We start from the raw sequence: 1,266 nt of genomic DNA on the forward strand, positions 1-1,266 counted from the left end.
GATGTCATCGCCCTGTTGAACCCGGCGTTCGGCAGTTCCTGTGGCGGTGCGTCGGACTCGGGCAGGCCGAAGTCGCCGAACGCCCCGAGCAAGGGCACCTCCGACTCAAGCTCCGTGGCGACTCCCCCGGGACAAGCCCAGACACCTCCCTCGGACAGTGGCAGGCACACTCCGTCCACTGCCCACCTTCCGGCCCCCCGGCACCCCGCCGCTGCCGAACAGCAGCGGCCCGAGAGCGCCACCGACCAGGTACGACCGTCGGACGTGACCCCCGTCGTCGTCAGCCGCCCTACCCGCGCCACCCTGGCGGCCACGGGCAGCGGGTCCATGCTGGCGGCCTCGGGCGTGAGTTCTGCGCTGATCGCGGCCGGGTTGATCCTTTACCGGCGAAGCCGAGTCGCACGCGGGCGGTGATCCGCCGGGTGCCGGACGCGGCGACGTCCGGCACTCGCAGCCGTCCGGTCGACGCGGCCGCAGCAGGTTGTTCGGCCGGAGCGCACCGGCCCAGGCCGCCGGTGTCCGAAAAGCCCTCTTGGCGGACGTGCCGACCAGGGGGGCCTCGCTGTGCCGACAGGCGTGGTGGCACCACCCGGTGCTCTCGAAGCCGCTCCTCCCGGATCACTCCTTCGGCGGCACAACCCCTCCTGCGCGCCGAGCGTTGACAAAGACATCGGGCATTCGCCCGGACGCTGTTCTTTCAATCCAAGGAGTACTTCCTCATGTCGCGTATCGCGAAGGGCCTCGTCCTCACCTCCGTCGTCGCCGCGGCCGTCGGCGGCGCCGCCGGCCTCGCCGCCGCCGACAGTGGTGCGAACGGCGCTGCCAGCAACTCCCCGGGCGCCCTGTCGGGCAACACCGTCCAGCTTCCGGTTCACGTGCCGACCAGCGTCTGCGGCAACACCGCCGACATCATCGGTCTGCTGAACCCGGCGTTCGGCAGCGGCTGCACCAACTCCTGACGCCTCAGGCCCTCCGTCTACCGGCCGCTGTCCCGCAGGGGGAGAGCGGCCGGTTCGCGTGTTTCTCGGTGTACTCGCGGCTGCCCTGAACAGGTGGGCGGTGCCGGCTTTCGCCGGGTCGGTCCGAAGGGGCGTCTCGTTCGGCTTGCTGGACGGCCTGCTGCGGTGGACAGGGCTCAGCGGCTGGTGCCGGACGACCTGTGGGAGTTCTTCGAACTGGTGGTGCAGGCGCCGCTGCGTCCGCGGGGTGCACCGGTGTCGTTGTTCTGCCGCGTCCCCTGTTCGAACAACTCGGCCGCCCGCAGAC

At 71.1% G+C, this 1,266-nt stretch carries 1 protein-coding gene; it reads left to right on the plus strand.

Features of this window, described 5'->3' with window-relative positions:
• Positions 1–719: 719 nt before the first annotated feature.
• The gene (locus tag AC5WRT_RS38825) at positions 720–959 is read left to right on the plus strand and encodes a chaplin (protein WP_496098924.1); all 240 of its coding nucleotides are present in this window, start codon (positions 720–722) and stop codon (positions 957–959) included.
• The last annotated feature ends 307 nt before the right edge of the window (positions 960–1,266 follow it).

It is taken from the genome of Streptomyces sp. NTD91, from assembly GCF_059510455.1.

What these genes read in the sequence shown, in the direction of transcription:
- AC5WRT_RS38825 (WP_496098924.1), top strand. Translation starts at nt 720, where the DNA reads ATGTCGCGTATCGCGAAGGGCCTCGTCCTCACCTCCGTCGTCGCCGCG.